This is a genomic window from Massilia sp. UMI-21, assembly GCA_015277795.1.
GTDB lineage: Bacteria > Pseudomonadota > Gammaproteobacteria > Burkholderiales > Burkholderiaceae_D > Telluria.
In genome coordinates, this window is the sequence record CP063848.1 from 4,756,876 (window position 1) to 4,783,519 (window position 26,644).

23 protein-coding genes are annotated in these 26,644 nt (G+C 68.1%); 3 read left to right on the plus strand and 20 right to left on the minus strand.

Features of this window, described 5'->3' with window-relative positions; translation table 11 throughout:
• Window positions 1-85: 85 nt before the first annotated feature.
• The 6 genes from IM543_20890 to IM543_20915 form a co-directional block, all read right to left on the minus strand.
• A complete protein-coding gene (locus tag IM543_20890; GenBank protein QOY93951.1) occupies window positions 86-823 on the minus strand; it encodes a 1-acyl-sn-glycerol-3-phosphate acyltransferase in 738 nt (245 codons plus the stop codon).
• A gap of 57 nt (window positions 824-880) precedes the next feature.
• Complete coding sequence (locus IM543_20895) at window positions 881-2,161, minus strand: dihydroorotase (GenBank protein ID QOY96787.1); 1,281 nt, start codon at window positions 2,159-2,161, stop codon at window positions 881-883.
• An 11-nt stretch (window positions 2,162-2,172) separates the two neighbouring features.
• Window positions 2,173-3,150 carry an aspartate carbamoyltransferase catalytic subunit gene (locus IM543_20900; protein QOY93952.1) on the minus strand — a complete coding sequence of 326 codons (978 nt, stop codon included), beginning with the start codon at window positions 3,148-3,150 and terminating at the stop codon, window positions 2,173-2,175.
• A gap of 1 nt (window position 3,151) precedes the next feature.
• Entirely contained in the window at window positions 3,152-3,688 is a 537-nt protein-coding gene (gene pyrR, locus IM543_20905; GenBank protein QOY93953.1) for a bifunctional pyr operon transcriptional regulator/uracil phosphoribosyltransferase PyrR, read from the minus strand.
• Window positions 3,689-3,693: 5 nt separating this feature from the next.
• Window positions 3,694-4,077, minus strand: coding sequence for a Holliday junction resolvase RuvX (ruvX, locus tag IM543_20910; GenBank protein QOY93954.1), 384 nt, complete (start codon window positions 4,075-4,077; stop codon window positions 3,694-3,696).
• 92 nt (window positions 4,078-4,169) lie between these two features.
• Window positions 4,170-4,826 (minus strand): YqgE/AlgH family protein, encoded by a 657-nt coding sequence (locus tag IM543_20915; GenBank protein QOY93955.1) that lies wholly within the window; start codon window positions 4,824-4,826, stop codon window positions 4,170-4,172.
• A 245-nt stretch (window positions 4,827-5,071) separates the two neighbouring features.
• On the opposite strand from IM543_20915, the gene IM543_20920 reads away from it, so the two are divergent.
• A complete protein-coding gene (locus IM543_20920; protein ID QOY96788.1) occupies window positions 5,072-6,523 on the plus strand; it encodes a deoxyribodipyrimidine photo-lyase in 1,452 nt (483 codons plus the stop codon).
• A 16-nt stretch (window positions 6,524-6,539) separates the two neighbouring features.
• Here the strand turns inward: IM543_20920 and IM543_20925 are convergent, their stop codons facing one another.
• The 6 genes from IM543_20925 to IM543_20950 form a co-directional block, all read right to left on the minus strand.
• Window positions 6,540-11,858: an Hpt domain-containing protein gene (locus IM543_20925; GenBank protein ID QOY93956.1), complete on the minus strand. Its 5,319-nt coding sequence runs from the start codon at window positions 11,856-11,858 to the stop codon at window positions 6,540-6,542.
• A 19-nt stretch (window positions 11,859-11,877) separates the two neighbouring features.
• Entirely contained in the window at window positions 11,878-14,142 is a 2,265-nt protein-coding gene (locus IM543_20930; protein QOY93957.1) for a methyl-accepting chemotaxis protein, read from the minus strand.
• Window positions 14,143-14,191: 49 nt separating this feature from the next.
• The gene (locus IM543_20935) at window positions 14,192-14,740 is read right to left on the minus strand and encodes a chemotaxis protein CheW (GenBank protein ID QOY93958.1); all 549 of its coding nucleotides are present in this window, start codon (window positions 14,738-14,740) and stop codon (window positions 14,192-14,194) included.
• Window positions 14,737-15,120 carry a response regulator gene (locus IM543_20940; protein QOY96789.1) on the minus strand — a complete coding sequence of 128 codons (384 nt, stop codon included), beginning with the start codon at window positions 15,118-15,120 and terminating at the stop codon, window positions 14,737-14,739. The genes IM543_20935 and IM543_20940 overlap by 4 nt, the downstream gene beginning before the upstream one ends.
• 39 nt (window positions 15,121-15,159) lie before the next feature.
• Window positions 15,160-15,555, minus strand: coding sequence for a response regulator (locus IM543_20945; protein QOY93959.1), 396 nt, complete (start codon window positions 15,553-15,555; stop codon window positions 15,160-15,162).
• A 134-nt stretch (window positions 15,556-15,689) separates the two neighbouring features.
• On the minus strand, window positions 15,690-15,842 hold the full coding sequence (locus tag IM543_20950) for a rubredoxin (GenBank protein QOY96790.1): 153 nt from the start codon (window positions 15,840-15,842) through the stop codon (window positions 15,690-15,692).
• Window positions 15,843-15,991: 149 nt separating this feature from the next.
• Here IM543_20950 and IM543_20955 point away from each other — a divergent pair, with 149 nt between their 5' ends.
• Together IM543_20955 and hemL are read left to right on the plus strand one after the other, a co-directional pair.
• Complete coding sequence (locus IM543_20955; GenBank protein ID QOY93960.1) at window positions 15,992-16,813, plus strand: hydroxymethylpyrimidine/phosphomethylpyrimidine kinase; 822 nt, start codon at window positions 15,992-15,994, stop codon at window positions 16,811-16,813.
• Between the two features lie 17 nt (window positions 16,814-16,830).
• The gene (hemL, locus tag IM543_20960) at window positions 16,831-18,126 is read left to right on the plus strand and encodes a glutamate-1-semialdehyde 2,1-aminomutase (GenBank protein QOY93961.1); all 1,296 of its coding nucleotides are present in this window, start codon (window positions 16,831-16,833) and stop codon (window positions 18,124-18,126) included.
• 63 nt (window positions 18,127-18,189) lie between these two features.
• Here hemL and corA read toward each other — a convergent pair whose 3' ends face one another.
• The 8 genes from corA to mpl all read right to left on the minus strand — a co-directional run bounded on the left by corA (window position 18,190) and on the right by mpl (window position 26,581).
• Entirely contained in the window at window positions 18,190-19,155 is a 966-nt protein-coding gene (gene corA / locus IM543_20965; protein QOY93962.1) for a magnesium/cobalt transporter CorA, read from the minus strand.
• Between the two features lie 108 nt (window positions 19,156-19,263).
• Window positions 19,264-19,989 (minus strand): monofunctional biosynthetic peptidoglycan transglycosylase, encoded by a 726-nt coding sequence (mtgA, locus tag IM543_20970; protein QOY96791.1) that lies wholly within the window; start codon window positions 19,987-19,989, stop codon window positions 19,264-19,266.
• Between the two features lie 23 nt (window positions 19,990-20,012).
• Window positions 20,013-20,822 carry a shikimate dehydrogenase gene (gene aroE, locus IM543_20975; protein ID QOY93963.1) on the minus strand — a complete coding sequence of 270 codons (810 nt, stop codon included), beginning with the start codon at window positions 20,820-20,822 and terminating at the stop codon, window positions 20,013-20,015.
• 6 nt (window positions 20,823-20,828) lie between these two features.
• On the minus strand, window positions 20,829-21,683 hold the full coding sequence (locus tag IM543_20980; GenBank protein QOY96792.1) for a TonB family protein: 855 nt from the start codon (window positions 21,681-21,683) through the stop codon (window positions 20,829-20,831).
• A 237-nt stretch (window positions 21,684-21,920) separates the two neighbouring features.
• Complete coding sequence (locus tag IM543_20985) at window positions 21,921-23,975, minus strand: RNB domain-containing ribonuclease (protein ID QOY93964.1); 2,055 nt, start codon at window positions 23,973-23,975, stop codon at window positions 21,921-21,923.
• A gap of 1 nt (window position 23,976) precedes the next feature.
• Window positions 23,977-24,558 carry a chorismate lyase gene (locus tag IM543_20990; GenBank protein ID QOY93965.1) on the minus strand — a complete coding sequence of 194 codons (582 nt, stop codon included), beginning with the start codon at window positions 24,556-24,558 and terminating at the stop codon, window positions 23,977-23,979.
• 44 nt (window positions 24,559-24,602) lie between these two features.
• The gene (locus IM543_20995) at window positions 24,603-25,202 is read right to left on the minus strand and encodes an esterase (protein QOY93966.1); all 600 of its coding nucleotides are present in this window, start codon (window positions 25,200-25,202) and stop codon (window positions 24,603-24,605) included.
• Window positions 25,199-26,581 carry a UDP-N-acetylmuramate:L-alanyl-gamma-D-glutamyl-meso-diaminopimelate ligase gene (gene mpl / locus IM543_21000; protein ID QOY93967.1) on the minus strand — a complete coding sequence of 461 codons (1,383 nt, stop codon included), beginning with the start codon at window positions 26,579-26,581 and terminating at the stop codon, window positions 25,199-25,201. The genes IM543_20995 and mpl overlap by 4 nt, the downstream gene beginning before the upstream one ends.
• Window positions 26,582-26,644: the final 63 nt, after the last annotated feature.

Sequence of the window (26,644 nt, forward strand, 5' to 3'; positions counted from 1 at the left end):
CCTCGGAATGCGTTACTGCAAAGCCCCAGCGTGCCGCCTCGCCTGTGAGTTGTCCAATATATGATTTATTGCTCTGTGATATGTTTTACATATCACGGCGGAGGGCGGACGCCACCGCCGCTTCCGCAGCCTGCGCCAGCTCGCGGCGGTGCGCCCCCAGCGCCTCGATCGGCGCCAGGGCCTGCAGGCGGGCGATGACCGGTTCGCCCTCCAGGATCGTGAACAGGCTGTCCACGAAGCTGGTGTCGCCGACGTAGTCGACGCCATGGTGAAAGGCGCCGGCCGCATCCACATACGACAGCGCATACGGCTGCACCGCCACCCCGGCGTCGATCGCGGCTTCGAACAGGTTGGCATGGAAGGGCAGCACCTGGCCCTGCATGGAGGTGGTCCCCTCGGGGAAGAAGGCGACCCGCTGCCCCTGTTGCAATACCGTGACCAGGCCCTTGAAGATGTGGCGCAGTTCGCGCCGGTTGCCGCGCGCGATGAACACCGTGCCGGCGGCGGCGGCCAGCCAGCCCAGCACCGGCCACGCGCGGATCTCCGCCTTGGCCACGAAGCGGCAGGGGTGCAGCGCGTTGATGACGAAAATATCCAGCCACGAGACGTGGTTGGCCACGATCAGCGCATGCGCGAGCACCGGCGCACCCGCCGCCTGCTCGACGCTGACGCGGCACAGGCCGAGCAGCTTGCGCGACCAGCGCCGGGTCAGCCGTTCGCGGCTGCGCGGCGACACCAGCGGAAACACCAGCGCGCAGGTCGCCAGGCCCGCCGCCAGGTGGACCACGACGCGCGCCAGGCGCAGGGCAAGTCGAAGCTTCACGGCAGGCAGCTCAGTGCGAAGTCAGGCAATGCGGGCGGCATCGGCCGCCCGCATTGCCTAGCGCTGGAAAGCCACGCGGCCGCGCACGAAGGTCGCGCGCACCTGCCCGGCCAGTTCGTAGCCGAGGAAAGGCGTGTGCTTGCCCTGGCTGGCCAGGGCCTTGCGCTCCACCTTCCAGCGCGCATCCGGGTCGAACACCACCACATCGGCCGCCGCGCCCACCGACAGTGTGCCGGCCGGCAGCCCGGCGATGCGCGCCGGGTCGGCCGTCACCTTGGCCAGCGCCTGCGACAAGGCCTTGTCGCTGTGCTGTTCCTGCGCCCACTTCAGGCTCAGGGCCAGCAGCAGTTCCAGTCCGGTCGAGCCCGGGGTGGCTTCGGCGAAGGGCAGCAGCTTCTCGTCGTCGTCAACCGGGGTGTGGTCCGAGCAGATCGCGTCCACGGTGCCGTCCAGCAGCGCGTTGCGGATCGCGTCGCGGTCGCGCTGGCTGCGCAGCGGCGGGTTGAAACGCGCATTCGGGTCGAAGAAGCCGATGTCGGCATCGGTCATGTGCAGGTGGTGCACGCCGACGTCGCAGCTGACCGGCAAGCCTTCCTTCTTGGCGGCGGCGACCAGCGCCAGGCCGGCGCTCGAGGACATGCGGCACAGGTGCACCCTGGCGCCGGTGGCGCGCACCAGTTCGAAGATCGTGTGCAGGGCGATGGTCTCGGACATCACCGGCATGCCGGACAGGCCCAGGCGCGATGCCAGCGGCCCGCTGTGGGCGACGCCGCCGCGGCCGATGTGGGCGTCCTGCGGACGCAGCCAGACCGTGTAGCCGAAGGTCTTGGCGTACTGCATGGCGCGCAGCAGCACGGTGGTGTCGAGCACCGGCACCTCGGCCTGCGAGAAGCCGATGCAGCCGGCTTCGGTCAGCTCGGCCATCTCGGTGAGCGACTGGCCTTTCAGGCCCATGGTCAGCGCGCCCAGCGGGTGCACGTTGGCCTGGTTCAGGATCCGCGCGCGGTGCTTGAGCATCTCCACCAGGCCAGGTTCGTCCAGCACCGGGTCGGTGTCCGGCGGGCACACCAGGGTGGTCACGCCGCCCTGCATCGCCGCCTGCATTTCCGATTCCAGCGTCGCCTTGTATTCGTAGCCTGGCTCGCGCAGGCGCGCCGACAGGTCGACCAGGCCGGGGGCAACCACCAGGCCGCTCGCGTCGATGACACTGTCGGCCACGAAACCGTCCGGAGCCGTGCCGAGCGCGGCGACCAGGCCGTCGGCAATGAAGAGGTCCGCTACCTGGTCGATGCCGTTCGCCGGGTCGATCACTCGCCCGTTCTTGATCTGGTATTTCATCCGTGCGAAGTTCACGCCCTGCCTCCCGCCAAAATGCTCATCACTGCCATGCGTACCGCGATGCCGAAGGTCACCTGCGGCAGGATCACCGCCTGGCTGCCGTCGGCCACCGCCGAATCGATCTCGACGCCCCTGTTCATCGGCCCCGGGTGCATCACGATCGCGTCCGGCTTGGCCAGCGCCAGGCGTTCCGGGGTCAGGCCGTAGCTCTTGAAGTATTCCTGCGCCGAAGGCAGCAGCGCGCCGCTCATGCGTTCGTTCTGCAGGCGCAGCATGATGATGACGTCGACGTCCTTCAGGCCCTCTTCCATGTTGGTGAAGGTGCGCACGCCCATCTCGTTCAGGCCGCCCGGCAGCAGCGTGTGCGGGCCGATGGCGCGCACTTCCGGCACGCCGAGCGTGGTCAGCGCATGGATGTCCGAGCGCGCCACGCGGCTGTGCAGGATGTCGCCGACGATGGCCACGCGCAGGTTGGTGAAATCCTGCTTGTAGTGGCGGATCGTGTACATGTCGAGCAGGCCCTGGGTCGGGTGCGCGTGGCGGCCGTCGCCGGCGTTCACGACGTGCACGTGCGACTGCTGGGTCTCGATCAGGTGCTTGGCGATCAGGTAGGGCGCGCCCGACTGCGCATGGCGCACCACGAACATGTCGGCATGCATGGCCGACAGGTTGTCGATGGTGTCCAGCAGCGACTCGCCCTTGCTGGCCGACGAGGCCTGGATGTTCAGGTTGATGACGTCGGCCGACAGGCGCTTGGCCGCGATCTCGAAGGTGGTGCGGGTGCGGGTGCTGTTTTCGAAGAAGAGGTTGAACACGCTCTTGCCGCGCATCAGCGGCACCTTCTTGACCTCGCGGTCGGAGATGCTCACGAAGCTCGACGCGGTGTCGAGGATGTGGTTGATGACCGACTTGGGCAGTCCTTCGATGGTGAGCAGGTGCTGCAGCTCGCCGTTCTTGTTGAGTTGCGGGTTGGTGAACAGTTTCGGCATGTCAGTGGGAAGCGGCAGGTTCGGACGAATCTTCTTCAATGGTCAGCGAGAGCTGGCCGGCGTCGCCGCGCTGCAGGCACAGCGACTGGTGCGGCGCCAGTTCGGCGCGGGTGCCGACGTAGTCGGGGGCCACCGGCAGCTCGCGCCCGCCGCGGTCGGCCAGGGCCGCCAGGCGGATGCAGCTTGGCCTGCCGTAGTCGAACAGCACGTTGATCGCGGCGCGCACGGTGCGCCCGGTCTGCAGCACGTCGTCCACCAGCACGACGGTCGCGCCGTCCACCGGGAAGCGGATGTGGGTCGGCTTCACGTCCGGGTGCAGGCCCTTCTTGGCATAGTCGTCGCGGTAGAACGAGACGTCGATGGTGCCGAAGCGCTCCAGCAGGTCGAGGTCGTGCGCGAGGCGTTCGGCCAGCCAGGCGCCGCCCGAATGGATGCCGACGATGGCGGCATCGCGCACCCCGTCCAGGCCGGCGCGGACCTGGCCCAGCAGCTCGCGGTACAGCGCCTCCGCGTCGTAGGCAGAATTAGATGATGGCATGAGGGTCAATGAGCGTCAAAGTATTGTTGCAAAATGATGGCGGCCGCCTTGGCGTCGATGATCTCGCCGCGTCGTTGCGGGATGACGGCGGAAGAGTAGCGCTCGTCGACGAGTTCGACGGGCAGGCTGAAGCGGCCGTGGAGCTGGTTGGCGAAGCGCCGGCAGCGCAGGGTCATGTCGTGCTCGGCGCCGTCGGGATGGCGCGGCTCGCCCACCACCAGGCGGGCCGGCTTCCATTCATCGATCAGGTCGCCAATGACCTGGAAACGGGTGGCGTTGTCGACGGCCTTGACGACCGTCAAGGGCTGCGCCTGCCCGGTCAGGGTGTTGCCCATGGCAATGCCGATGCGCTTCACCCCGAAGTCAAAGCCAAGAACGATATCAACCACAGCGCAGCTCGAATAAGCTACTGCGCGTGGCAGTCGCGGCCTGCGACGCTCGCCGTACAACCGCTCGCGACGGGTCTTCGAGCCACGCCATACTACGCATGCCCGGCTTCGGTTGCCAGCATGAGCGGATCGATTCCCAGCAGCTTGATGGCGGCGGTATAGCGTTCTTCGATCGGCAGGTCGAACAGCACGCGCGGGTCGGCGGCGACGGTGAGCCAGCCGTTGCGCGAGAGTTCTTCTTCGAGCTGTCCGGGGCTCCAGCCGGCGTAACCGATCGACACCAGCATGCGGGCCGGGCCGACGCCGCCGGCGACGGCTTCGAGCACGTCGATCGAGGTGGTGAAAGCGACGTCGTCGGTGACGGTGAGCGAGGACGAGTAACGTCCGCCGGGCGAGTGCAGTACGAAGCCGCGGTCGTCCTGTACCGGGCCGCCGAACATGATCGGCTGGTCCACCACCGAGGAGCGCAGCCCCGACGCCAGTTTCAGCTCGACGCGGTCGAACAGCACGTCCATGGTCATGTCGGTCGGCTTGTTGATGACCACGCCGAGCACGCCTTTCTCGTTGTGCTCGCAGACGTAGACGACGGTGCCGCCGAAGATCGGGTCCTGGATCGAGGGCATCGCGATCAGGAAGTGGTTGGCAAGGTTCAGGCCCGAAGAAGCAGGGCTGATCTTGCCGAGCGCTTCGTCGTGTTCCGGTGGCATGCCGGGCATCGGTAGAGTGCTGCCAACTTTGCTTTTTTTCATACGATTACTCTCACATGGGCCCACTCTGGTTATGACCGTCCGCCGGCCTCGAAGTGTCCACAAAACAACATTACGCTTTTCGATAGTTTACACCGAATCGGTGTCGGACCACGAAAGCGCCCCCGGTTCACGCTCCTTGAAGCATCCATTCCGACCCGGCTCTGTCCCGCCCCACTGCAGGCAGGAACCGTTAGGAAGAATCCTACCCAGTAAAATCGGCCGCCATCTTGACCACGCACACGATGATGAATATGAGCAATTCTTTGGTTTGGTTCCGACGCGACTTGCGGGCATTCGACCATGCAGCCCTGCACCGGGCATTGACGTCGTCTCATTGTGTGTCCTGCGTTTTCGTGTACGACAGCGACATTCTCGACCCGCTGCCGCGCGATGACCGCCGTGTGCGCTTCATCCATGCCAGCCTGGCCAGCCTCGATGCCGAGCTGCGCCGGCTCGGCGGGTATCTGATCGTGCGGCAGGGCCGCCCTCTTGAAGTGATCCCGGCACTCGCCACCGAATTGGGTGTCGACGCGGTATTCGTTGGTACCGATTATGAACCCGACGCGGTGGAACGCGACGCACGGATGAAAGCCCGGCTTGCCGCGGACGGTCGAAAATTTCTGAGTTTCAAGGATCAGGTGATCTTCGAGCAGGACGAGGTGCTGACCCTGGCCAAGGGCCCGTTCTCGGTGTTCACGCCCTACAAGAATGCCTGGCTCAAGCGCCTGGCAAGCATGCCGGAGACGCTGGCGAGCTATCCGGTCGACCCGTATGCGCATGCCTTCGCACCGCCGCCGGCCCCGCCTGCCCTGCCCACGCTCGAGGACATCGGCTTCGCACCGGGCGAGCCGCCGCTGCCGGCCGGAATGGAGGGCGCGCACGCGCTGTTCGAAGACTTCATCGCGCGCATGCCGGACTACGGCCGGGCGCGCGATTTTCCGGCGCAGGACAGCACCTCGCGCCTGTCGGCCCACCTGCGCTTCGGCACCACCTCGATCCGCCACCTGGTGCGCACCGCGCGCCAGATGATCGAGAACGGCGCCGGCGGCAGCGGCGCCTCGGTGTGGCTGTCGGAACTCATCTGGCGCGATTTTTATTCGATGATCCTGGCGCGTAACCCGCACGTGGCGACGCAGTCCTTCAAGCCGGCCTTCGACGCGCTGGCGTGGGAGACCGGGGAGCAAGCCGACGCGCTGTTCGCGGCCTGGTGCGAGGGCCGCACCGGCTACCCGCTGGTGGACGCGGCGATGGCGCAGCTGAACCAGACCGGCTTCATGCACAACCGGCTGCGCATGGTGACGGCCAGCTTCCTCACCAAGGACCTGGGGATCGACTGGCGCCGCGGCGAACGCTATTTCGCGCTCAGGCTCAACGACTACGACCTGGCGGCGAACAACGGCGGCTGGCAGTGGGCGGCCTCGACCGGCTGCGACGCGCAGCCCTGGTTCAGGATCTTCAATCCAGTCACGCAGTCGCAGCGTTTCGATGCGCACGGCGACTTCATCCGGCAGTGGCTGCCGGCCCTGGAAAGGCTCGGCGCGAAGGAAATCCATGCGCCGTGGCTGGCCGATGCCGGGACGCTGGCGGAGAAAGGCGTGGTGCTGGGCCGGGATTATCCGCAGCCGGTGGTCGAGCACGATGCGGCGCGCAAGCGCACGCTGGAGCGCTTCGCGGTGGTCAAGAAGGCCGGCGCCTGAGCGTGCGCCGCAGTCCTCAGCCCTTCGCCTTCTCCAGCAGGCTCTCGATCGCCGCCAGCAGCACCGGTTCCTGGTAGGGCTTGCCGAAATAGGCGTTCACCCCCAGCTCCAGCGCCACGTTGCGGTGCTTGTCCGCCGTGCGCGAGGTGATCATGATGATCGGGATCGCCCTGGTCGCCTCCTTGCTGCGCAGCTCGCGCGTCAGGTCGAAGCCGTCCATGCGCGGCATCTCGATATCGACCAGCATCAGGTCCGGCCTGCTTGCCTCGATCTGCTCGAGCGCATCGACCCCATCCTTGGCCAGCAGCACCCGGTAGCCTTCGCGCTCCAGCAGGCGCTGGGTCACGCGGCGCACGGTGATCGAATCGTCCACCACCATGACGGTCGGGCGCGGCGCCTGCTCGCGCGGGGCCTCCTCGGCGGGGGCCGCGGCGGGCGCGCCGGGACGCTGCGCCAGCAGCACCGGATCGAGGATCAGCACGATCTCGCCGGTGCCCAGCACGGTGGCGCCGGCAATGCCCGGCACCCGCGACAGCTGCGGACCGATGTTCTTGACCACCACTTCGCGGTTGCCCAGCACCTCGTCCACGCGCAGCGCGATGCGCCCGCTCGCGCCATGCACGAGCAGCACCGGGTTGACGCCCCGCGGCGCGGCGCCCTTCCCTTCGCCCAGCAGCACATCGAGCGCATGCAGCGCATGCGGCTGCCCGCCGACGGCGATGGCGCCGGCGGCCTGCGCCGCGGCCAGCTCGGCATCGCGCACCTGCAGCACCTGCTCGACCAGGGTGGAGGGCAAGGCACAGGTGCGGCCGGCGCTTGTCACCAGCACCACCTGCGCCACCGCCAGGGTCAGCGGCAGGTGGATCGAGAAGCGCGTACCCTGGCCCGGTTCGGTCGAGACCAGCACGCGGCCGCCCAGCGCCTGGGCCTCGGAGCGCACCACATCCATGCCGACCCCGCGGCCGGCCAGTTCGGTCAGGGAGTCGGCGGTCGAGAAGCCGGGCTCGAAAATCAGCTCGGCGGCCTCCTGGTCCGGCACCGCCTGGTCCACCCCGACCAGACCCAGGGCGCGCGCCTTGGCGCGGATCCGTTCCAGGTCGAGGCCGGCGCCGTCGTCGCCGAACACGATCGCCACTTCGTTGCCGTGCTGGCTCACCTGCACCAGCACTTCGCCGGTCTCGGCCTTGCCGGCCTCGACGCGCGCGGCGCGCGCCTCGATGCCGTGCACGATGGCATTGCGCAGCAGGTGCTCGAAGGGCGCGGCCATCTGTTCCAGCACGCTGCGGTCGACTTCCACCGCGCCGCCGCGGATGTCGAGGTTGACGCGCTTCTCGAGCTCCTTCGCGGTCTGGCGCGCCACCCGGAACAGGCGCTCGGACAGGCTCGCGAACGGCACCATCCGCACCCGCATCAGGTCGCGCTGCAGGTCGCGCGTCATGCGCGCCTGCGCCGCCAGGTCTTCCTGCGCGCTGTCCACCGTGCGCGACAGGCCTTCGTGGAAGGCTTCGACGTCGTTCACGCTCTCGGCCATCATGCGGGTCAGTTCCTGCAGGCGGGTGAAGCGGTCGAACTCGAGCGGATCGAACTTCTGCTCGCCGGCGATCGACAGGGTGGAAGCGATCTGCGATTCGGCCTGCATCTCGATCTCGCGCATCTGGCGGCGCAGGCGGTCGAGGTTTTCCGAGAAGTCCGACAGCGCGCCCTTGAGCGCCCCCACCTGGTTTTCCAGGCGCGAGCGGCTGATCGACACTTCGCCGGCCTGGTTGACGACGCGGTCGAGGATGTCGGCGCGCACCCGCACCAGCGGCGCGCGGCCGGGCTGCTCGGCCGGGGCCGGCGCAGCGGCAGGCGTTGCCGCCTGGGCCGGCGCGGCCGGCTGCTGCAGCTGCTCGAACAGCAGCAGGGCCTGGTCGTAGTTGGCCAGCAGTTCGTCGAACGCCGCAGCCGTCGACGTACCGGCATGGACCATGTTCTCGACCTGGGTTTCCAGCTCGTGGGTATGCTGGCCGAGGCGCATCGCGCCGGCCATGCGCGCGCTGCCCTTGACGGTATGCAGCGCGCGCTGCAGGCCCTGGGCGATCGCGTGGTCTTGCGGATTCTGCTGCCACTGGCGCAGGCCCTCGCCGATCTGCGGGAACAGGTCGGCGCCTTCTTCGAGGAACACCGGCAGCAGGTCGGGGTCGAGCTCGTCGTTGAAGACGGGGCCGGCGGCCAGCTCGCTGCCGGCCGGGGCCGGGGCCGGGGCCGGCGCGGGCTCCGGTTCCGGCTGCGGTTCCGGCTCCGGCGCGGCTTGCGGCGCTTCCTCCAGCCCCGCTTCATCCGGCGTGACCGGCACGAAGGCCGGCGCCGGCGCGGCCGGCGCGGCCTGGTCGAGCGCGGGAGCGTCGAAAGGATCGTCGAGGAAGCTGTCGAACAAGGCGTCGATCTCGCTGACCGGGCCCGGCCGCTCCTGCTCCTGCTCCTGCTCCTGCTCCTGCTCCTGCTCCACGGCCGGCGCCGCCGGCGGCGACGCCAGCAATGCCTGGTAGGCGCCGGCGAACAAGGCGTCGAGCTGCTGGACCAGGGCCGGGTCGGCTTCGCCGTACACGGCGGCCGCCTGCTGGCTGGCCAGGCGTTCGAGCAGGCTGCCGAGCTGGCCGACCAGGTCCGGCTGCGCCGGGGCCAGCTCGCCGAGCGAGAACACCTGCAGCATCGTGCGCACGCGCGACAGCGCCGTGTCCAGCAAGGCGCGGCCCTTGTCGTCGAGCGTCGGGCCCGGCGTCGCCAGCTTTTCCAGCACCAGTTCGAGCGCGTGGGCGACGTCGCGCAAGGCGGCGTAGCCGACCGTGGACGAGGTGCCGGCCAGCGTATGCGCCGCCTTCAGCGCCTCGGGCGACGCGCGGCGCTGCGGCTCGCCGCGCCAGTCCTCGAAGTCGCTGGCCAGTGCCTGCACCAGCGCCCCGGTTTCGTCGAGGTAGATCGTGTACAGGCCGAGCGGGATGTCCAGGCCGTCGATGCGCCGGGTGTCCGCCTGCGGCGCCGGCGCCTCGCCGGCGGCCGGCCGCTCGGCCGCCGCGGCTTCCTCGCCTGCGGCTTCCTCGAACGCCGGCTCGATGACTTCCTCGAGCGTCGGCACCGGGACTTCCCCAGCCGCGCCCGCCTCGCCCTCCAGCACGCGCGCCGCGGCCGCCACGATGGCGGCGCTGTCGCGGTCCGAGGTCCCGCCGGCGGCCAGCTCGTCCACCCAGGCGGACAGCGCCGCATGCGCCTGGCGCAACAGCGCCAGCAGGGCCGGGGTGGCGCTGCGCGCCTCTCCCAGCCACAGGTTCATCACGCGCTCCACCGCGGCCGCGCCCTCGGCGAAGCGTTCCAGGCTAACCATGCGGCTGCTGCCCTTGAGCGTGTGGAAGCTGCGGCGCAGCAGGGTGAGGGTCTCCTGGCTGTCCGGCGCGCTTTCGGCGAGCGGAATGGCCTCGAGCACGAAGCCCAGCACTTCCTGCGCTTCCAGGATGAAGATCTCGAGCAGTTCGGATTCGATCGTCGCGCCCGCGGACTCGGGCGCCGGCTCGGGCGCCTGCCGGGATACCTGCCGGGGCGCGGCCGGCTCCGGCGCCGACTCGACGAATTCGAAGGGCAGTTCCAGCAGCAGGCGCTTGTGCGGATCGAAGCTGAAGCGGCCCTTGGCCGCATCGCTGTCCTGCGCCATCAGGTCGGCGAAGAAGCCGAGCGCGCCGATGTTCTGGGCGATGTTATGCAGGACGGCCGACTGCGCCGTCAGGTCGCCGTCGCCGGCCTGCAGCACGCGCACCTCGGCGGCCACATGCTCCACCGCCAGCACGGCCTGGTCCTGGTCGAGGATGGCCAGGGCGCCCTGCAACTGGTGCAGCACCGGCTCGGCCTGTGCCAGCCCCTCGCGTTTGGCCGGGTTGTCGTAATAGTCGTCGAGCAGCTTCTCGACCTGGCGCAGGCCGGCCTTGATCTCGCCGGCCAGCACCGCCACGGTCTGGCCCTGCTGGATCTGGCGCGCCAGCTCGCCTTGCCACTGCGGCGCGTCCGGCGGGGTTTCGCCCGCCGCCAGGGCCAGCAGACGCGCGCCCACCGCTTCGGCGTTCTCGGCAAAGTCGTCCGGCAGCTGGCGCAGCTGGTCCAGGCCGTTCTCGACGAACAGCATGGCGGTCGCCATCTCCAGCCCGAAGTCCCCGCTGCGGCCGGCCTGCACGGCATCAAGCGCGGCGCGCCCGAGCTCGCGCATCAGCTGGGCCAGGGCCGGGGCGCCCAGCTTCTCGCTGGCGCCCGCCAGGCGCGACAACTGCTGGTTGAAGTCTTCCTTGACCTCGGTATCGCCCTCGGTGGCGATGCGGTCCCAGTCCGACTTGGTGCGGGCCAGCGCCTCGCGTGCCTCCTGCAGCGTGGCCTGGTCGATGCGGCCGTAGCGACGCTCGGCGTAGTCGTGCGGCACCAGTCCGTCCAGGCCGCAGGCCTGGCGCAGGCGCCGGGCCTCGGCATCCGGCTCGGTCGCGGCGCCTTCGGCGGCGGCGACGAAGAACAGCGCATCGCGCAGCATCGCGTCCGGCGTGCCGCCCTGCCCCTGCGTCAGGCGGCGCAGCTGCAGGTTGACCTGGCCGAGCAGCTGCTTGACATACAGGTCGGTCGCCACCTGGCCGGCGGCGACCACGCCGGCAAAGGCGTGCAGCGCCTGCCAGAACAGGCGCGCGCGCGGCTCCTGCCGGCTGGCCGCGATCGGCGCCAGCGCATCGCGCATGGCGGCCGCATGCTGGTTCGCCTGCTCTCCGTCAGCGCTCTTCAGGAAGGGCAGCAGCGCCTTCTCGAAGCGCGCGCGGCAGGCGGCGATGTCCGGGGGCTCGGCCGCCGCCGGCGCATCCAGCACCGCATCCTTGCCCAGGTCGGGGGGCAGCAGGTCGGACGGATGGATGCGTTCCACGCCGAGCTGTTCCTGCAGGTCGCGGTAGTAGGGGAACAGGCGGGCCGGCTGCTGCGGGCTGCCGCCGAGCAGTTCGTCGAGGTATTCGACCAGCGCCTGGTAGGCGTCCTGCACCGGCTTGACCGCGTCGAGGGTGCAGGCCAGCTGCCCGTCCTTGAAGCGGTCGATCAGGCGTTCGGCCGCGCCCGCGAGCACCGCGACCCCGTCCACGTCCACCATCTGCAGGGCGCCGCCGGCCTGGTGCAGGTGGGTCCTGGCGTGCAGCAGCAGGGTCGGCTGCGCCTCGAGACTGCGCCCGGCCGCGTCGCGCAAGGCGGCGCCCGAGCGTCCCAGCGCGTCGCGTATTTCACCGATCACCCAGGACAGGGGGCCGGTATCGAATGCGGGCATGCGTCGGGAAGTCGGGTTCGTCATGGGCTCTTTATCACGTTAATCAGGCAGCCACGCGGAAGCGCGACACGGAATCCTTCAGTTCCTGCGCCAGCAGCGCCAGTTCGCGGATCGACTGCGCCGTCTGGCGCGTGCCGCCCTGGGTATGCTCGGTCACCGAGAGGATGTCCTGCATATTATGGGCCACGCCGTTGGCGGACGTCGCCTGCTGCTCGGCCGCGCCGGAAATCCCCTGGATCAGTTCCGCCAGGCGGTTCGACACGCGCGAGATATCGAGCAGGGCCGCGCCGGCCGCGTCGGACAGGCGCGCGCCCTCGACCACGCCCTGGGTCGACTTTTCCATCGCCGCGACGGCATCGTGGGTGTCGGCCTGGATGGTGCGCACCAGCGCGCCGATGCCCTTGGCCGCTTCGGCCGAGCGTTCCGCCAGGCGCTGCACTTCTTCGGCCACCACCGAGAAGCCGCGCCCCGCCTCGCCGGCCGAGGCGGCCTGGATCGCGGCGTTCAGCGCCAGCACGTTGGTCTGCTCGGTGATGTCCGAGATCAGATCGGTGATCTCGCCGATCTCCTGCGAGGATTCGCCCAGGCGCTTGATGCGCTTCGAGGTTTCCTGGATCTGCTCGCGGATCTCGTTCATGCCCAGGATCGCGTTCTGCACCGCGAGCGCGCCCTGCTCGGCCGCCGCCACCGACTGGCGCGCCACGTCGGCCGATTCGGTCGCCGAGCGCGACACGTCGGCGATCTGGGCCGCCATCTGCAGGACGGTGCTCGATGCTTCCTGGATCTCGCGCGACTGGGCTTCGGCCGCGCCCAGCAGCTCGGTCGACACCGCCTGTGCCCCGCCGGAGGCGCGCGTCACCTGCTCGGTGGTGCGGATGACCCGCAGCACCAGGCCGCGCAATTCCTCGACGGTGTAGTTGACCGAGTCGGCGATCGCGCCGGTGATGTCTTCCGACACCGTGGCATGCACGGTCAGGTCGCCGTCGGCGACTTCCTGCAGTTCGTTCATCAGGCGCAGGATCGCCGCCTGGTTCTGGTCGTTGGTGGCCTTGGCTTCTTCTTCCTTGGCCTGTGCCAGCTGGCGCATCGCCTCGGCCTCGCGGCGGCGCGCATCGGCGCCGCGGGTGCGGTTGCGCGAGTCGAGCAGCATCACGCGGCTGATACTGCCGCCCATCGCCAGCGTGAAGACCGAGGCGCCCACCAGCAGCCAGAACCAGCCGCCCTTGTCGCCCAGTTCGGCGCGGTACTCGAGCTGGACCCGCGCCAGCGTCGAGCGCAGGCCCTCGTTGTCGCGCGCGATCACCTCCTCGGCGCCGCGCGCGGCCTTGAAGTTGTGCCGGTTGGTCGACAGCGGCGCCAGGCCTTCCTGCCATTTCCTGAAGGCGGTGCGGGCGTCCAGCACGCGCTCGCGCAGGCCGGCGTCGAGCAGGGCGCCGCCGTCGAGCAGGCTGTCCAGCACCGCACCCAGCTCGGCGCTGTCGCGGGCAATCGCACTGGCGGCGTCCTGGAAGGCCGCGCCCGGGCTCATGAAGGCATGGGTCGACACCGACAGGCGTTCGGTGAGCGCCGCCAGGCGGACCAGGCCGGGGTTGCCGGGCTGCTTCTCGGCGATCGACTGCAGCTCGGTGGCGAGCGGCTCGAGCCTGGTCACGCTGGCGCCGAAGCCGACCAGGTGACGCTTGTTGTTGACCAGGGTGGCGGCGGCGGCGTTCGACGCCGACCAGGCCGAGCGTGCCTTCGCCAGCATCGCCGCCAGTTCGCCGGAAGACGGCGGCAGCGCATGGCCGCCGGCCTGGCCGCCGCGCGCCAGCAAGCTCAGCAGGCGTCCGACCTCGGCCCGGCTCTCGTCGAGTTCGTTGAAGGCGCCCATGTCCCCGCGCAGCGCGTTCGGGGCCGCCTTGGCCACCCGCTGGGAGTGCATCAGGGCATCCGCCGCGATCTGGCCCCGGGTCGACACCACGTCGGTGCGCGCCGCGTTCTGCCACATCGACAGCACGGTCAGCAGGATCCCGACGACGAAGGCGGCCATCACCAGGCGCAACTGGCGCGACAGCGACAGGTGGCCGATCAGCGGCAGGCTCAGGTCCTCGCCCTCTTCCGGCGCGTTCAGCGGCTTTCTCGGCCGGGTGTTGCCGAGCCGGCGCGCGGCGGCGCCGGCCGAGCCGTGCGCGCGCGGGGCCTCGTCCTCGGCTGCCTGCTGCGGCAGCAGGCCGGCCCCGAACTGGGTATCGGGCGAGGCCAGGACGGTGTCGTCGTCGACGCTGTCCTTGGAGAATACGTTCATGCTGAGTTTCGAGGCGAATCCCATACCGGCTCCTGGTCCTGCATTCGGTTATTGATAAGTTAGCTGCTATCGCTTAGCTGCGTTGGCCTGCTTCCTGTGCGACGTGCAGGAAGCGTTCTTCGCGCACCAGGGCCGCGAGCGAGAGCGGCGTCCACAGCTCGCCGTCGGCGTCGCGCAGCATGTCGCCCTCGCGCTGCATGGCGCCGGCCTGGCGCAGGCCGTACACGCGGTCGGCCAGCAGCGCGCAATTGAAGCCGAGCGTGGGGGCGAAGGTGACCAGGCGTGCGGAGGGCCCGGCGGGGCCGCCGGACGGGACGGGCCCGTCCTCGCCGAGGTAGCGCGCCAGGTCGATCACGCCGACCAGGGTGCCGCGCACATTGGCCAGGCCCAGGTACCAGGGCTGGGTCAGCGGCACGCGCGCCGGCGCCACCACGGACACGATCTCGCCGGCTTCCAGCAGGTCGAGCAGGTAGCGGGTGGCGCCCACCTGCATGCCGAGCTGCTGGATCGGCGCGCCGCCGCCGCCCTTGGCCGCCTGCATGCGCTCGAGCAGCTGCTCCTGGTACGCGCGCAGGCGGGTGCGGCGGGCGGCGGGGTCCGGCCGCGCCTCCTCCCCCGTCATGCCGCGACGGCCGACGGCGTGGCGTCGAGCGCAGCGATGCTGGCCAGCAGCAGCGCCGGATCGACCGGCTTGATCAGGTAATCCCTGGCGCCCTGGCGCATGCCCCAGATGCGGTCGGTCTCCTGGTTCTTGCTGCTGCAGATGATGACGGGAATCGACGCCAGCTCCGGGTCGCGCGCGATCGAGCGCGTCACCTGGAAGCCGTTCGCTCCCGGCATGACCACGTCCATCAGGATCAGTTGCGGGCGCTCGGCGCGGATCTTGTCGATCGCCTCCCCGCCATTGACGGCGGTGCTCACGGCATAGCCGGCGCGCGCCAGGATATCGGTCAGGTAGAATCGTTCGGTCGGGGAATCGTCGACGATCAGGATGCGTTGAATGGCCACCTTGGGCTCCGGAATCGGTTAAGCAGGTTCAGGTCAAGCCTTGCCGGCCGTGTGCTCGCGCACCGCCGCCAGCAGGCTGTCCTTGGAAAAGGGTTTGGTGAGATAGGCGCTGGCCCCGACCATCGCGCCGCGCGCTCGGTCGAACAGGCCGTCCTTGGACGACAGCATCAGCACCGGGGTCGCGTGGAAGCGCGCGCTCTTCTTGATCAGGGCGCAGGTCTGGTAGCCATCGAGGCGCGGCATCAGGATGTCGCAGAACACCAGCGCGGGATGGTGGTCGTTGATCTTGGCCAGCGCATCGAAGCCATCAATGGCCAGCACCACCTCGTAGCCGGCCTGGGTCAGGAAGATTTCGGCGGAGCGGCGGATGGTGCTGCTGTCGTCGATCACCATGATGGTCAGGCCGGTTGCTTGCGGCGATGTCGTCATTTTCGTTTCACTTCAGCATGAAGCGCCACGATAGCACAGGGCTTTCCCCTTGTGCGTGAAGTGTTGCATCAGATCAACTGTTGCATCAACACTCCGATGACGTCTTGCAAACAGACGTGCTACGAAGACAATTTTTAGATGGTCGTCATCTCGAAATCGTCCTTGCGCGCACCGCATTCCGGACACGTCCAGTTCATCGGCACGTCGGCCCAGCGGGTGCCCGGCGCGATGCCGTCTTCCGGCGCGCCGGCGGCCTCGTCATAGACCCAGCCGCAGATCAGGCACATCCAGGTCTGGAAAGGGGCCGTCGAATCGTTACTCACAATATGCTTCCTTGTATGTTAAGAGCCTCGAACAGGCATGGCGATCAATGCGCAGTAGGTTGTTCGAGGTTCGTCTAGTAAAATGGAGAGTCAGGTATCTTAATCTAGGCGTCGTGCAAAACCAACCGTTACCCCTCATCCTGACATTTGGCGTGTCCGACCCGGTCGGTGCGCTTGGCGTGCAGGCCGACCTGGCCGCGTTCGCCGCGCACGGATGCCACGGACTGTCGGTGGTGGCCGGCATCCTCGTGGCTGACAGCGCCAAGGTCGAAAACCTGCATGAAGTCGACAGCGACTGGATGGCCGACCAGGCCCGGGTCCTGCTCGAAGACATGCCGGTGGCCGCCTTCAAGGTGGGCGCCGTGGCCACCGTGCTGCAACTGGCGGCGATCGCCGAGATCGTGTCCGACTATCCCGAAGCGCCGCTGGTCCTCGACCCTTTCCTTACCGCCCTGCCCGATTCCGGCCTGGCCGACGAAGAAATGCTGTCGGCGATCCGCTCGATCCTGGCGCCGCAGACCACGGTGCTGATGCTGTCGCAATCGGAACTGGGCCGCATGGCCGAGACCTGGCGCGAAGTGGGCGAGATCAGTGCCGAGAACGGCCAGGATGCCTTGCTGGCGGACGTGGCCGAACTGACCAATGCCGGCTGCCAGTACGTGCTGGTAACCGGCACCCGCGACGAAGCAGGGACCTGTTCAAATACCCTGTTCGATGCCGACGGCGTGGTGGCACGGGTCGAATGGCAGCACCTGCCCGGTCCTTTCGTGGGCGCCGGGAACACCTATTCGGCCGCCTTCACCGCCCTGATGGCCTGCGGCATGGAAGCGCCGCAGGCGCTGTTCGCTGCCCAGGAATATACCACCGGCGCGCTCGAGCACGCCCAGCGCTTCGGCATGGGCAAGTTCATTCCCAACAAATTCTACCGGGGCTGACAGGCCCACAGCACACCATGACCATTGAGAACACCTCGAAGAACGACCAACTGTTCGCCCGCGCCCAGCAAACGACGCCGGGCGGCGTGAATTCGCCGGTGCGCGCCTTCCGCTCGGTGGGCGGCACGCCGCGCTTCATCACCCGCGCCGAAGGCCCGTATTTCTGGGACGCCGACGGCAAGCGCTACATCGACTACATCGGCTCCTGGGGCCCGGCCATCGTCGGCCACGCCCATCCTGACGTCATCCAGGCGGTGCAGGCCGCCGCCGCGAACGGCCTGTCGTTCGGCGCCCCCACCGAAGGCGAGATCGAGATCGCCGAAGAGATCTGCCGCCTGCTGCCCTCGATCGAGCAGGTGCGCCTGGTCTCCTCGGGCACCGAGGCGACCATGAGCGCGCTGCGCCTGGCGCGCGGCGCCACCGGGCGCGACAAGATCGTCAAGTTCGAAGGCTGCTACCACGGCCACGCCGACTCGCTGTTGGTCAAGGCCGGCTCCGGCCTGCTCACCTTCGGCAACCCGACGTCCGCCGGGGTGCCGGAAGATTTTGTGAAGCACACCCTGGTGCTCGACTACAACAACGTCCCGCAGCTGGAAGACGCCTTTGCTTCGATGGGCGACACCATCGCCTGCGTGATCGTGGAGCCGGTAGCCGGCAACATGAACCTGATCCGCGCCACGCCGGAATTCCTGACCCGCATGCGCGAGCTGTGCACGGAGCACGGCGCCGTGCTGATCTTCGACGAAGTGATGTGCGGCTTCCGGGTCGGCCTGCAAGGCGCCCAGGGCATGTACGGCATCAGCCCGGACCTGACCGCGCTGGGCAAGGTGATCGGCGGCGGCCTGCCGGTGGCGGCCTTCGGCGGCCGCGCCGAGCTGATGCAGCAAATGGCTCCGCTCGGCCCGGTGTACCAGGCCGGCACCCTGTCGGGCAACCCGGTGGCGGTGGCGGCCGGCATGACCACCCTGAAACTGGTGCAGGAGCCGGGCTTCTACGAGAAGCTGGGCGCTGCCAGCGCGCGCCTGGTGCGGGGCTTGACCGACGCCGCGCACGAACACGACATCCCCTTCTGCGGCGACGCGGTGGGCGGCATGTTCGGCTTTTATTTCTCGAACAACATCCCGTCGACCTACGGCCAGATGATGGCGGGCGACAAGGAGCGCTTCAACCGCTTCTTCCACGGCATGCTCGACGAAGGCGTGTACTTCGCGCCGGCCATGTTCGAGGCGGGTTTCGTGTCGGCCCAGCACACCGATGCGGTGATCGACGAGACCGTCGAGGCGGCGCGCCGCGTGTTCAAGAAAATCGGGTAAATCGATCCAAAAAAACGGCGGTGAAATATCATTTCACCGCCGTCTCTTTTTTGAAATTTTATTTCAGCGCAGCCAGCCGCGGCGCTGGAAGTACAGCAGCGGCGCCGCCATGGCCGCGACCATCAGCCCGATCGCCAGCGGATAGCCGAAACTCCAGTTCAGCTCCGGGAACACCTTGAAGTTCATGCCGTAGATACTGGCGATCAGGGTCGGCGGCAGGAAGGCCACCGAGGCCACCGAGAAGATCTTGATGATCTTGTTCTGGTTGATGTTGATGAAACCGACGGTGGCATCCATCAGGAAGTTCACCTTGTCGAACAGGAAGGACGTGTGGCCGTCCAGCGATTCGATGTCGCGCAGGATCTGGCGCGCTTCCTCGAACTGGTCGGCGTTCAGCAGGCGGCCGCGCATCAGGAAGCTGACCGCGCGCCGGGTATCCATCATGTTGCGCCGGATGCGGCCGTTCAAGTCTTCCTCGTGCGCGATCGCGTTCAGCGCCGCGGCTGCGTCCTGGTCGGTGAATTCCTTCTGCAGCACGCGGGTGGAGACTTCTTCCAGCGCTTCGTAGATGCCTTCCAGCGCGTCCGCCGAATACTCGGCGTCGGTCGCGTACAGGTCGAGCAGCACGTCCATGTAGTCTTCGATCGAGCCGGGGCGCGAGCGCGCGCGCAGGCGCACCAGGCGGAACACCGGCAGGTCGTCGTTGTGCACCGAGAACAGGATTTTCCCGGACAGGATGAACGCGACGGTGATCACGCGCGACGGCCCGTCTTCTTCTTCGAGCAGGAAGTCGGTGCGCAGGTGCAGGTCGCCGTTCTCGGCTTCGTAGTAGCGCGCCGAGGCCTCGATGTCCGACACCTCGTCCTCGCCCGGCAGCGTCACCCCATAGGTCGTCTTGACCAGGGTGCGCTCCTCGTCGGTAGGTTCGTTCAGGTCGACCCAGACCGGCGTCACGTTCTCCAGGTCCTCGCGCGAGTCGACGCTGACCTGGTTCAGGCGGCCATTTTGTAGGACAAATACGTTGATCATGCGCTTTTTCTCGGCCGGGATTCGAAATTTGACGCAAGTGTAACCGAGAGCCCCCGAACGCGGCCACCCCGTCACGACAATTTCGTGGCCCTCGGGCCTCGCGGCCGGTCAGGGCAGGTCGGCGAAGCGCATGCGGCGCTGGATCAGGGCGGTGCGGCGCACCAGGTAGCTGGTGGAGCGGTGCTTGTCGTAGTAGCGCGGATTGGGCAGCATCACCGCCAGGCGCGCGGCCTGCTGCGCGCTCAGCCTGGCCGCGGAGGTGCGATAGTAGTGGCGCGCCGCGGCTTCGGCGCCGAACACGCCGCGGCCGTATTCGACCACGTTCAGGTAGATTTCGAGGATGCGCTTCTTGCTCATCACGGTCTCCAGCATGAAGGCGATGATCATCTCCTGCCCCTTGCGCAGGTAGCTGCGCGAGCCGGACAGGAACAGGTTCTTGGCCAGCTGCTGGGTGATGGTCGAGCCGCCGCCGACCACCTTGCTGCGCTTGTTGTTGCGCTCGTACGCTTTTTCCAGGGCCTCCCAGTCCACCCCGCCGTGCTCGGCGAAGCGCGAATCTTCCGAGGCCACCACGGCCCGCTTCAGGTTCACCGAAATGCGCTCGTAAGGCACCCATTCGTGCTTGAGCTGCACGTCCGGGTTCTTTTCGCGCAGCTCCGACAGTTGCTGGCGCATGAAGCTGGTCGAGCCGGGATTGAACACCGCATACCAGCAGACCATGACGAAGAAGTAGAGCTGGACCAGCAGCACCAGCAGGATCGGGCCCAGGATCAGCCATTTACGCCAGCGGCGCCCGCCCTTCGCCCCCGCTTTCCTCGTTTTCCCCCTCGCCATGGTGCTGTTGCCGGTACGTGTGCTCATGCTCGCATCTTCTTGAATACCTCGGTTGTATCGGGCCGCACGCCGCGCCAGATGGCGAAGGCTTCGGCGGCCTGCTCCACCAGCATGCCCAGGCCGTCGCGCACCACGGCGCCATGGCCGGCCGCGACATCCATGAACACCGTCGGTTCGCTGCCATACATCATGTCCAGCGCCAGGCAGCCCGGGCCGAACACGGCGGCCGGTACCGGCGGCACCGCGCCGGCCAGGCTGCCGGAGGTCGCGTTGATCACGATGTCGAAGCTGCCGGGAACCTCCGCGAAGCCGCTCGCGGCGATCGGCACGCCGTAGCGAATGAAGTCCTGCGCCAGCCCTTGCGCGGTGGCGACGGTGCGGTTGGCGATGACGATCTCGCGCGGCCCTTGCCCGATGAGCGGCAGCAGCGCGCCGCGCGCCGCGCCGCCGGCGCCCAGCAGCAGCACGCGCTTGCCGGCAATGGCCACGCCGGCATTGCGGGTGATGTCGGCCACCAGGCCCGGGCCGTCGGTGTTGTCGCCGACGATCTCGCCGTGTTCGAAGCTCAGGGTGTTGACCGCGCCGGCCGCGCGGGCGCGCTGTTCCAGCCGGGTGCAGACCTGCGCCGCCTCGATCTTGAACGGCAAGGTGACGTTGGCGCCGCGGTAGCCTTCGTTCACCAGGCGCCGCACGGTGTCCGCGAAGCCGTCCAGCGGGGCGAGGCAGCGTTCGTAGACCAGGTCCTGGCCGCTCAGGCGCGCAAACACGGGGTGGATCTCGGGCGATTTGCTGTGGGCGATCGGATTGCCGATCACGCAGTATTTGTCAGTCATGCCCGGTCATCCTTCGTTGCCGCGCAATTCGGTCTGCATCTTTTCTTCACGGGTGAAGCGGAAACGCGTGATCACTTCCCACAGGTCGTCCTTGCCGCGGCTGCGCATGTTCGCCGGGAAGTTACCGAACGGCGCCGCGCGGCGCACGATCTGCAGGGCGGCCGCATCCAGCGCGCGGTTGCCGGAACTGCGTTCGACGCGCGGGCCGCCGTCCTTCGTGTACAGGCTGCCATCCTGGAACACCGGAATGTAGACCACCAGTTCGCCGTACAGCTTCTTGCCGTTCTGCTGCGGGAAGTTGAGGGTACCGACTTCCTCGATCCGCTTTTGCATCTCCTTGTAATAGAGGGCGTAGCCGACCTGGCGCGTGCTGGGCGTGATCTGGGTGCGCTTGGGACGCTTGTTCTGGTCTTCGATGCGCTCGATGACTTCGGCCGCGGCGCGCGAGATGGCGCGGCTGGTCTCGAACGCGTCGTTGCCGCTGCGGTCCGGATCGGGCTTGTCCTGCTCGGTCTTGGGGGGCGCCGCGAAGTTTGCGCTGCGCACGCGGGTCAGGACGTTCTGCTGTTGCTGCTCCAGTTCGGTGATGCGGCGCTGCAGGGCCTTGATGCTTTCGCCATTTTCCACCTTGCGCAGGTCGGGCAGCGGCGAACGCGCGCGCCCCGCGTCGGCGGTGCCGCCGCCCTCCAGGTTGGCCTGGGCCAGGGCGTCGGCCTTGGCCGGCGCGTTGGCATGCTTGGCGTTGACCAGGATGACTTCCAGCCCCGGGTCGGCCGGCCGGTGACGGAATGCCTCCGGCGCGGCGAAACGCACTGCCAGCAGCGCCGCGTGCGCGAGCACGGAGACGCCGAGGGCGATCATCAGGGGACGATTATTTTGCAAATACTTCACTGCGCGTGCCCGGACGGGCTGTTGGATCAGGGATGGGGCATTCTAACCTGCAACTGCGGGCGTGGGGAGATTGTGGCGGCCTGGTCGCGACACGTAGCGTGGGCGGCTATGCCGCCCACGCGTTCACATCCCGTCCGAACAGATGCGCACCTTGCTCATCATGCACTGTCTGGACGCGTGGGCGGAAAATCCGCCCACCCTACAATATCAAGCGGTGCCGGCGTTGGCGGGCACCTCGACACCGTCCTCGGTCGTGACGGCAGCGACGACACCCTCCGCTTCCACGACTTCGGCCAGCGCCGCTTCGCCGCTATCGCCGCCCTCGCCCTCTTCTTCGATCTCGATCGAGGCGTCCGGCGCCGCCGCCGCCACCTCGAGCAGGCGCGCTTCGAGCGAGAGGTCGACCTCGTCCCAGCGCACGATGTCCAGCCTGACCTGGGCGCCGCGCGCCAGTTGCGGCATGCCGGCCAGGCGCGCCACCAGCGGGATCTCGACCAGGCGCACCACTTCGTCCTTGAGCACCACGGCGTCGACCTGACGGGCCTGCTCCTGGCCCAGCCAGCGCAGGCACCAGTAGCGTTCCATGTTCTGCTGGAAGTCGTTGTAGGCCGCATAGGCCGCGTCGAAAGCCGAGACGATCGAGAACAGGGTCGCGTCGCGGTGCTTGAACGGGGCCACCAGCGGCGCGGTCACGCCGTGCGAGGCGCAGGCCAGGATCTGCCACTGGTTCACCAGGTCGGTATAGCGGCGCAGCGGCGAGGTGCTCCACGCGTACTGGTCCACGCCCAGGCCCTGGTGCGGCGCGGCGTGCGTCACCATGCGCACCTGGATCTTGGCGTTCCAGCCGCCCGCGCCCGGCCCCTGCGAGCGGTAGATGCCCGGCACGCCCGAGTCGTGCAGCAGCTTGCCCCAGGTGCTGTTGGCGAAGATCATCAGCTCGGCCACGATCTTGTCGAGCGGCGCGCCGCGCTTGCGGCGCACGATGCTGACCACGTCGTCTTCGACGTAGAAGTTGAAGTCCACGCGGTTGGCCTGTTCCGGCTTGAGGCCGAAGGCTTCGCGCTTTTTCATGCGGCCCGCTTCCAGCTGCAGCGCCCACTGCCACAGCAGGCCCAATTCATCCTTGTGGGGATATTCGCCAGCGCCGCTGGCCAGCGTCTCTTCGTTGACCAGGTCGTCGAGGTCGTTGTGGCGCAGGTTGCTTTTGATCGGCACGCGCTCGGCGCGGGTGGTGGTCGAGACCACGGTCCAGTCCTTCGGGTCGAGCACCGCGTACAGCGACAGCGCCGGGCAGTCCTTGCCTTCGGCCAGGGTGAAGGCGTCCACGACTTCGTCCGGCAGCATGGTGATCTTATCGCCCGGCATATACACGGTCGACATGCGCGCGCGCGCGATCTTGTCGATCGCGTCGTCCGGACGGATGCCCAGGCCCGGCGCCGCGATGTGGATGCCCACACGCACGGTGCCATCGTCGAGCCTGGCCACCGAGAAGGCGTCGTCGATCTCGGTGGTGGTCACGTCGTCGATCGAGAAGGCGGCGACGTCGGCCAGCGGCAGGTCGGCGGGCGCCGTTGGCAGGTCCACCTGGGGAAAGCCGGCGCCGCGCGGGAAGTGCTCGAACAGGAAGCGCGCCATGTGCAGTTCCTTCGGCGAGGCCAGCCCGCCCGTGCTCAGCATCAGGCGCGGCGCGCTGGTCTGCAGTTCGGAAGCGGCCGCCTCGAGCGCCTTGTACTCGATGGTGTTCTTTTCCGGCTTGAACAGCAGCTGGTGCACGAGCGCCTGCATGGCCTGCGGCAGCTTGCCCGCCTTGAGCTCGTCGACGTAGCCGGCCTGCACGATGGCCTGCTGCTTCTTCTTTTCGATGCCGGCCAGCGCCGCCTTCAGGGTCTGCTCGGGCGCGGCCTTGTAGCGCCCGCGGCCTTTCTTGTGGAAGTAGATCGGCGCCGCGTGCAGCGCCAGCACCAGGCCGGCGGCCTCGAGCGGCAGCGGCGCATGACCGAAGTACTCGAGGCCGAGTTCCGCAAAGCCGAATTCTTCCTGGCCCGCGACCTCCCACAGGAAGTCCAGGTCCACCTCGGCGGCGATGCCCTTGGCGGCGGCGAGCAGCACTTCGGGCTCGGGCTGCTCGAACTGGATCAGCACGTCCCTGGACTTGACCTTGGTGCGCTTGCCGCTGGCCAGCTCCACCTGGTAGGCCTCGCCCGCTTGCGACAATACGGTGCCGACCTTGAAGTCGCCCGACTCTTCAAAAAAAAGATTCATGTTATTTCGTGTTCTGTTGTGTTCCGGCCGGCTTCAGGTCCAGCACCGCCGGCAAGAATACCTCGGTGACCAGAAGCAGGCCTTGACGGCGGCGGTAGACGCAGCGCCGCGCATAATAAAGTGAGTCGTCGCTTCCGCCCAGGACTGCGCGCACGCGCCCCATCAGCGGATGGCCCGCGCGGATGCGCGCGTATTCCAGCTGGCCCCGGCGCACCAGCGGGTCGTAGAACAAGGTGGTGCCGAGCGAGCGTTCGCCCAGCGCCGAAAACAGCGGCCAGTCGCTGGCGGTGCATCCGACCGGCACCACCGTGTGGCCGAACACCCTCGGGATGCCGTCGCATTCGAGCAGCACTTCGCGCTCCCACACGCGCCCCGGGCGCGCCAGGCCGATCGCGTGCGCCTCGTCCGCCAGGCAGGTGGCGCCGACCTGGTGCAGCCGGCGCACCCTGAAGCATTCGCTGTGCGCCATCAGGCGCGCCGTCAGCGAGCCTTCGGTGGTGAGCCAGTCGCGCATCGCGTCCGGCGCGCGCACCGCCCCGGCATGCGGCTGCCAGGCGGCCTGGCGCAGCGAGGCGCCTCTCATGCCAGGCTTCGTGCCGAGCTTCACGCCGGCCTTCACACCGGCCTTCACTGAGCCATGCCTGCGGTCCGCGTGCAGAAGGCCAGCACCTCGTCTACGTACTGCGGGAATTCCGAGATCGCATGGTCGCTGCCCTCGATCACGTGCTGTCTTGCCCCGGCGTAGTGCGCCACCATGTCGCGGTAGTCGAGCACTTCGTCGCCGGTTGCCGCGAGCAGGAAATAGCGTTCCGGCCTGGTGATGCGCTCGACCTTGAGCGCCGCCAGTTCGTCGATGTACTCGCGGCGGAACTCGAAGGGTTCGTCCGAATGCCAGCTGGTCGTCACGCCGACCTGGTGTTCCAGGTTCTTCAGGGGATTCACGGACGGGTTGAGCAGCACCGCCGGCACGCCCAGGCGCTCGGCCAGCCAGGTGGCGTAGAAGCCGCCCAGCGAGGAACCGATGATGGACAGCTTGTCCGGCGCATGCCGTTCGGCCAGCAGCAGGGCCAGGGCGATCGCCTCTTTGGGCGAGGCCGGCAGCTGCGGGCAGATCAGTTCGTTCGCCCGGCCCGCGTCGGTCAAGGCCTTCTGCACCACCCGCGCCTTGAACGACCTGGGCGACGAACGGAATCCGTGGAGGTACAGAACGTAGGCGTTCGCGGTCATGATGCCAGCGCGTCCAGCAGTTTCTGGTGCACGCCGCCGAAGCCGCCGTTGCTCATCACGAGGATATGGTCGCCCGGCTGGGCCGCCTGCACGATGGCCTGCACCATGTAGTCGATCTGGTCGAAGCTGTGCGCGATGGCGCCCAGCGGCCGCAATGCGTCGGCCAGCGACCAGCCCAGCGCCTGCTGGCTGCCGAAGCCGAACACCAGGTCGGCGTCCTTCAGGCTGCCCGGCAGCGCGTCCTTCATGGCGCCCAGCTTCATGGTGTTCGAGCGCGGTTCGAGCACGGCCAGGATGCGGCCCGAGCTTGCGCCATTATTGCCGATCTTCTGGCGCAGGCCGCCCACGGTGGTGGCGATCGCGGTCGGGTGGTGCGCGAAGTCGTCGTACACGGTGATGTTGTTGACCGTGCCGCGCACTTCCATGCGGCGCTTGACGCTCTGGAAGCGCGACAGCGAAGCGATCGCCTGCGAGGTCGGCACGCCGACGTGGCGCGCGGCCGCGATCGCGGCCAGCGCGTTCAGGCGGTTGTGGTGGCCGGTCAGCTCCCATTCGACGGTGCCCTGCGAAGCGCCGTCGAACAGGACGTCGAAGCTGCCGCCGCCGGGATGCTCGACCAGGCTCCAGTTGACGCCCTCGGCCGTACCGAAGCCTTCCTTCTCGCTCCAGCAGCCGCGCTTGAGCACGCGCGCGAGCGCGGCTTCGTCGCCGTTCACGACCAGGCGGCCCACGCCCGGCACGGTGCGCACCAGGTGGTGGAACTGGGTCTCGATGGCGCCGATGTCCGGGAAGATGTCGGCGTGGTCGTATTCCAGGTTGTTCAGCACCGCGGTCTTGGCGTGGTAATGGACGAATTTACTGCGCTTGTCGAAAAAGGCGGTGTCGTATTCGTCGGCCTCGATCACGAAGAAATCGCTCGGCTTGTCGCCATGCAGGCGCGCCGAGATGCCGAAGTTCATCGGCACGCCGCCGATCAGGAAGCCCGGCGCGTAACCCGCGTCTTCCAGGATCCAGGCCAGCATCGAGGTGGTCGTGGTCTTGCCGTGCGTGCCGGCCACGGCCAGCACCCATTTATCGCGCAGGATGTGCTCGCCGATCCACTGCGGGCCGGAAACATAGGGCAGCCCGCGGTTCAGGATCTCTTCGATCAGCGGATTGCCGCGCGTCATGACGTTACCGATCACATACAGGTCGGGATTCAGCGACACCTGCTCGGGACCGAAGCCCTGGATCAGCTCGATGCCCTGGGCTTCCAGCTGGGTGCTCATCGGGGGATAGACGTTGGCGTCGCAACCGGTGACGCGGTGGCCGGCTTCCTTGGCCAGGACCGCCAGGCCACCCATGAAGGTGCCGCAAATACCGAGAATGTGAATATGCATGGTCGTGGAAGAAAAAGCCGCAGTAAATGAATTCGAAAGCGCGATTCTACCCGACCCGCTGTC